The sequence below is a fragment of the Umezawaea endophytica genome, assembly GCF_025061645.1.
In the GTDB taxonomy this organism is placed as follows: domain Bacteria; phylum Actinomycetota; class Actinomycetes; order Mycobacteriales; family Pseudonocardiaceae; genus Umezawaea; species Umezawaea endophytica.
This window is the reverse complement of sequence record NZ_JANYMP010000057.1, coordinates 12360-18226: the sequence shown is the minus strand read 5'-3', so window position 1 is coordinate 18226 and position 5867 is coordinate 12360. Positions and strand designations below refer to the sequence as shown.

Here is a 5867-nt window from a genome sequence, read left to right as displayed (position 1 = left end):
AATGTCGTCCGCGCTGGTCACCGTGAAGTCTCCGTCGAAGCTGGGGGAACCTGCATTCTAGCCAGTGCCATGAGTGACACGCCGCGTCGAGAACAACAGGCCTGCGAACGACCGCAGCGTCGACTGCTAGCGGTGGTGCGCCGACCTTCCACAGCAGTCGTGGTCGGTGTGGATCATGCTCGGCCGCGCCTTCGTGGAGCAGTTGCGGTGCGCGCAGGTGGTGTAGCCGGCGCTGCACCAGTCTCCGTGTCGGTAGCCGTCGACCGTGCGGGCAGTTAGATCCTGGTCGGCACAGTGCCGAACCCACTCGTCGATTGTCGGGTCGGCGGTATCGGCCAGCGCCTTGCTGACGACTCGGCGAGGGTTAGACAGTCCCAGCGCGTTTATGATCGACATGTTGCGCACCTCTCGGATTTGGTGGTTCAGCGATGGTGGCCCGACGCAGAGTCGGAAGCCCACCATCGCTGAGATCGCCTAGCGGTCGCGGCGGATGAGCGCGTGTGCGGCGACCAGTGTTCTGCCTAGTGCGCCGAGGCCGCAGACGCCTACACAAGAGAGCGAGACGAGTTCGCGTCACGATAGTCACCCACGTCGGAGGTGCCCCTGACCACGACTGCATTAGCCTGGGTATCTCCGAATACACGTGATGCTGCGGCAGTGGCAACCACGCTGAGGGCGGTGACCGCTTCGGTTCTCCTGAACCACAGCACGCCCGCAGCACCTGAGGTCAATCCCACCAGTGCGACGATTGTCGCCGGGAGTCCAGGACCGTTGCCCGCGAGCATGAATCCCGCTCCCACGCCCACAAGTGCCAGTGTGAGCGCGAGTGCCACCACCGCAGCCGATGCCTTGGCGAGCACGCGTCTCGGGGGTATCTCCGCAACGTTCACCAGCACGGTGATCCTCCTCCCCTGTGGAGATTCGTTCCTCCGAGTCGCTGCTTGCGACCTGCCGTCGTGGGATCGACTCTGCTTGGCACCGCCGATGTTGTTTGTGGCGACCAGAATTCGGCGGGAGAGCCTGTGCCGTTTGTGTTCGGGGATGGCGGCAGCTGGTGGCGCGGGGGTGTGCTGTGGGTCGAGCAGCGTGAGATTGCCGTTCTGTCCGCACAGCATCCGCCACAGCTCTGGTGAGGCCGGGTGCGTCATCGGTGCCACCGTCACGGAGATATCTGCGTACGACAGGGATCCCTCCCGGAGCCGGGAGAGGTGTTCCTGGAACTCCGCTACAGAAGCAGCGCTCCGGGTGACGTCCTGCTCGATCTCCGGAGATGCTGGCAGATCACTTACCACCAGGATGTGCCTCGGCTCGACCGTGTCCACTGCGTAGGCCAGTGCCACCGCGACATCCTTGATCCGTTCCCGGATTATGCGGTCGACCTGGGGCACCAAAGGTCGGAGCAGCTGCGCCATCTCAGCGCCTTGCGATGAAACGACAGGTGGGATGATGGCAACAAGCTGCATCGCGCTGGCGATGGCGTCACGACAGTCGTCGCGCAGTCTGCTCAACGACCCATACCGCAGCGCGATCGGTTTGGTTTGCCGGCCATCGACGGCCGTGACGACCAACTCGCGCAGAACCTGTGCCCCGCGCGGCGAATCGACGGTGGCCAGCTGTTCCGCCCAAGCGGCGGCCAGGTCCGCGGCGAGGTCCGCGCCGTTGCAGAAGTCGGCCAGCACGACCACCCGCTCCGAGAGCTCGTGGCACACGCGGTCGAGGACGCGTGAGCGAAACTCATCCGCCGGCCAGTTGATTCGCACATCATCGTCTCGGAGAGGGAAATCGCCGGAGCAGTACAACCACAGGCCCTCAGGCCCGTCGTGCCGCAGCACCGGTCCGGCGACCATACCCGCCGCGCAGACCTCGTCCTCGAGGTCTGCGTCCGCAACGGCCTCGGCCTGCGGGGTGAGCGCTTGCAGGAAGGTGCCTTCACCGACCATGCGCAGCAGCGTCTGGCCCGCGTTGTCCGCGGCGATGACGTGGGCGCGCAACGCTGCGACACCGCTTGCCTCGCGCTCCGGGATTTCATCGCCGAACTCCACGGCCAGCCATGTGTCGATCTTGTTGTTCAGGGTGCGGGACTCCGCGAGCAGGAACGCCCCTACAGAACCGATGAGCTTGTCCACAATCTGCTCTTCGGCGGCAGAGACGGTGAGCGGCGGCAGAGAGTGGTGTGCGGCGAGGCCGTCGTCGCCGAGCGCACCGAACAACCAGATCGTCAGCTGACGCCAGCGGTCTTCGGGAGATTCCGCCGCCGCGATGTTGGGCGCTCGATTGGGGCGCAGCCCCAGCTTCGAGTGGACGGTGTTCAGGGCGATAATCGCGTCGTAGCCGATCGTGGAAATGACCAGCCGCGCCGCGAGGGCAGTTCTCCTGCCAAGCGAGCCGTACCGAGTCGCAACGTTCTCCTCCACGAGCAGGATCGTCTATGGCAACCCGACCCCACCACAACCCCATTCATGAATCCGAAAAAAATCCATCCGCTGAGAGGAAATTCATGAGTGCTGTATCGGCCGATGGAGGTGGTCGGTACGGTCCCGGCCATGACCGAGGCCGCGGACCCCCGCGCGGGCGCAGGAAACGCCGCAGGAAAGCACCAACTGAACGTATTTTCTGAACTTTACCGTTCCGGTTTTGTGCTGGTGGTCCACGATGCGGGTCTGGCCTGCACGCAGCTAGCGCACGCGGTAGTCAAGCAGTGCGAGCAGCAGGGCGTCAGGTGCGAACGGTGGAGCATCGAGCAGGTCGACGACCTGACCAAGTTGGCCATCTTCACCGGCCTCATCCTGGTGCTGCCGGTCCCGACCGGTGAAGCCGACGACGAGGTGCGCACGTCCTTCGGGGTGGTGTACGCCGCCTACCGCGAGTACCGGCCGGAGGGCTTGACGTCGGTGCTGACCGCGAAGGAGCACTGGTGGTTCGCCGGTCCGGTGCACACGCTGTTGTTCGGTCGCGGCACCGACGACGTCAACCCCTTCCCCGCCCACAAGAAGCCGTGCGTCGTGCGCCACGTCTCCGACCCCGCGTCACTGGAGAGCATCTTCGACGACTATCAGCCCCTGCCCCTCCCCGCCGGCTTCGACCCGCTCGAGGCCCTGGTCGCCGAGGGCATCGCGAACTGGCAGGCGGCGCGATCGTGGAGAGTGTCGACGTTCGCCGAGGCCGAGGCCATCTACAAGATCATCAAGGAGCAGATCAAGGACTGGAACGACGACAACTTCCCCACGACGAGCAAGCCGCTCAAGCACGTTGGCGGCAACAGGCTCGAACTGGTGCTCCGCGACCCCAAGATGATCCTGCCCGACGACGAGATCGACTTCGCGGGCCTAACGGGGGAGGCCAAGGCCGACAAAAGAGCCCAGGCCAGGAAGGTCTTTAAGGAGTCGGGCGCGATGGTCGTGCGCAAGGCGACCGAGGCGATCCAGGCCAGCTACCCGCACGTCGTCCGTCCCGGGGTGAACCCGAACGCCAAGGGCAAGCAGGTGGCGTTCCAGAAGCTGTACAAGGCGCTGCTGTACCTGCACGGCCTCCCCGCCGAGGTGCGCGACCGCATCATCGAACCGTGATCCACCCGGCTCATGAATAAATCGGTCCAGCAATTAATCATTCACGGCTCATGAAACACGAAGGGCCGAATCATTCATATCGACCCCATTCATGAATCCATGGTTTGCCTAGGCGTTGTCCCTTATGGGACAACGAAAACATGGCTAATAAAAAGAAGGTCAGCGAGAAAGTCGCCGGGTACGCGCTCGTCGCCACGGAGGTGGGCAGCGAGGCCTTGGCGATCGTCGAGGACCAGCCCTGGAGCGGCCCTGTCCAACTCGCCCTCTTCACCCTCAAGATGATCATCTTGATGTACCTGAAATCCGCCGAGCAAAAAGATCAGCCGGCGCCCGACGGCGCCGCCGACAGCCTCGCGGACAGCCCCGCCGAGCTTGAACGGCGGCCCGTCGACGCCGACGAGGAGACGGCGCGCGACGAGGAACCCGACGACCCCGCCGACGAACAGCAGCCGCACCCCCAGTAGCAGAGCCTCCGCACGACAAGCCCACGCCAGTCCTTCCGCCCGGCGTGGGCTTTCCCATGTCCGCCTGCCGACCGCTGGTCCTGGGGCGTGCGTCACGAGCAGAGGATCGCGACGGCGCTCATCCGCTTGACCACTCCGGCGACCTCGACCAGTGGCCCCGTGCCACCTGATCAGAAGTGATCAGGGAGCCACGGCTCGTGCGTGGTCGTGGCGCGCACGAGGTCGGTGAGCACGTCGGCAGCGTCCGCGCGCGCCGGATCAGCGGGCGACGGTCCCGGTGCGGTAGCCGCCGACGTACCAGGCGGCCAGCTGCAGCGGGGTGAACTGCACGGCGGCGAGGGTCGTCGGCTCGACCCCCGCGCGACCCGTCGGCGATGTGCAGCCGGTAGCGGTCGGTGGCGCCGGGCGCGGTGATCTCGACGGTGGTGGTGAACTCAAGGTCGGCGGGGCAGCCGCGCAGGCCGAGCGCGGCCTCGACGTCGAGGATCCTCAGCATCCACGGGTGCCAAGCCTGGGCGGTCGGCCGGAAGCGGTGCAGGGTGTGCAACAGGTCCGGGAAGGGCGGCAGGGCACCGCGGCGGAAGTCGATCGTCTCGGCGCGGGCGTTGTGCCGGCCGATGAAGGCCAGCATGGCGCAGGCAGTGTCGTGGTCCGCAGTCCAGAAGTCGTGCACGGTCAGGGTCATGCCGTGCCGGTCCCGGCGTGCCGTGGTCAGCGTCAGCACCCCGGCGGTGGTGTCGTCGGGGCCCGTGACGCGGTAGGTATCCAGCGCGCTCTGGGTCTGCTTCCAGGTCCACCACCAGCCCGGTCATACGACCGGGCCGTTGTACTCACGTGCGAGGTCTCGCTGCAGTTGCCAGCACTCAGGGGTGAACCCGTGCGCGATTCCGGCGTGCGGCTAGCCGGGGAAGGAACGGCGGAGGTCGTCGGAGGTGACCGACCAGCCGAAGACGTACACGGGGGCCTGCCATCCGAGGGCGCGGGCGTAGCCTTGGCGGCGGTGGAGATCGTGAGATCACCGCGCCGCGCTCGCGCAGCGGGGCGAGCCGTTCGGTGACCATCCGCCTGGCCAGATGCTCGCTGCGGTCCTCGGGGGCGACGCAGCCGGCGCTCAGGCACGCGCTGGGCACGGGTTGCCGCCGAAGTGCTGCTCGACCAGCAGGCAGGCCACGAACCTGGGCGGGACGTCCTGGACGCCTGTCCGCACCATCCTCACGTGCATCGCTGCAGGGGTTGACGGGCGCACCGGTGCCGCCAGCTCGACGAACACAGGACCGAACCGCAGGTCGCTGTGTGTCTCGGCTGCCGCCGCCGCGCTCCTCCCGGTCAGTTCGATGAAGGGGTTGCGCGTGGTCAGCTGGCCGATGCGGTCATCGGGGCTGGAGGCCGCATGGAGTGCTTCCTTGTCTTCGACTTCGTCAAGCGCTACCGGGGCGACCGCCGAGATGGCGCAGTGGATCTCCGAGGGCCACATCGTTTGAAGGGGCACGTGGTTACGAGCGCCATCGACGATTCTCTGCGCACGGACATCGGCACGTGCAGATGTCCGTGAAACGACGAACCAGTTCTCCGACAACGACTGGTCCCGGTCGGGCAGCCCGAGAACCTAGCCACGCTCTACGACACGCCCGTCCGCGATGTGTCACAGCGCGAATCGCGCCTCCACTACTAGACTGCCGGTGCAGATCCCCTGGTCAGCCCTGTTCCCATCCTTTGGTACTCCCGCCCGAGGTCCGGCCCTCCGCGGAACGATCTCGCGCAGGGTGGTGCCCTTCCCGAGGTCCGGCCCTCCGCGGAACGATCTCGCGCAGGGTGGTGCCCTTCCCGAGGTCCGGCC

Annotated in this window: 4 protein-coding genes and 1 pseudogene; 2 read left to right on the top strand and 3 right to left on the bottom strand. The window is 66.3% G+C overall.

Annotation, left to right across the window (positions count from 1 at the left end; genetic code table 11):
- Positions 1–545 precede the first annotated feature (545 nt).
- Positions 546–2414, bottom strand: coding sequence for a hypothetical protein (locus tag NZH93_RS49150; RefSeq protein ID WP_259630292.1), 1869 nt, complete (start codon positions 2412–2414; stop codon positions 546–548).
- Between the two features lie 129 nt (positions 2415–2543).
- Here NZH93_RS49150 and NZH93_RS49145 point away from each other — a divergent pair, with 129 nt between their 5' ends.
- Both NZH93_RS49145 and NZH93_RS49140 read left to right on the top strand, forming a co-directional pair.
- Entirely contained in the window at positions 2544–3566 is a 1023-nt protein-coding gene (locus tag NZH93_RS49145; RefSeq protein ID WP_259630291.1) for a hypothetical protein, read from the top strand.
- A 140-nt stretch (positions 3567–3706) separates the two neighbouring features.
- Positions 3707–4030 (top strand): hypothetical protein, encoded by a 324-nt coding sequence (locus tag NZH93_RS49140; protein WP_259630290.1) that lies wholly within the window; start codon positions 3707–3709, stop codon positions 4028–4030.
- 118 nt (positions 4031–4148) lie between these two features.
- On the opposite strand, the pseudogene NZH93_RS49135 reads toward NZH93_RS49140, so the two are convergent.
- Positions 4149–4820: pseudogene (locus NZH93_RS49135) on the bottom strand (hypothetical protein); the annotation flags it as partial.
- A gap of 321 nt (positions 4821–5141) precedes the next feature.
- Complete coding sequence (locus NZH93_RS49130; protein ID WP_259630289.1) at positions 5142–5606, bottom strand: hypothetical protein; 465 nt, start codon at positions 5604–5606, stop codon at positions 5142–5144.
- Between the last annotated feature and the right edge of the window lie 261 nt (positions 5607–5867).

Bases quoted from the DNA above. Each gene is read 5' to 3' on its own strand.
- NZH93_RS49140 (WP_259630290.1), top strand. From the start codon at position 3,707: ATGGCTAATAAAAAGAAGGTCAGCGAGAAAGTCGCCGGGTACGCGCTC.
- NZH93_RS49145 (WP_259630291.1), top strand. From the start codon at position 2,544: ATGACCGAGGCCGCGGACCCCCGCGCGGGCGCAGGAAACGCCGCAGGA.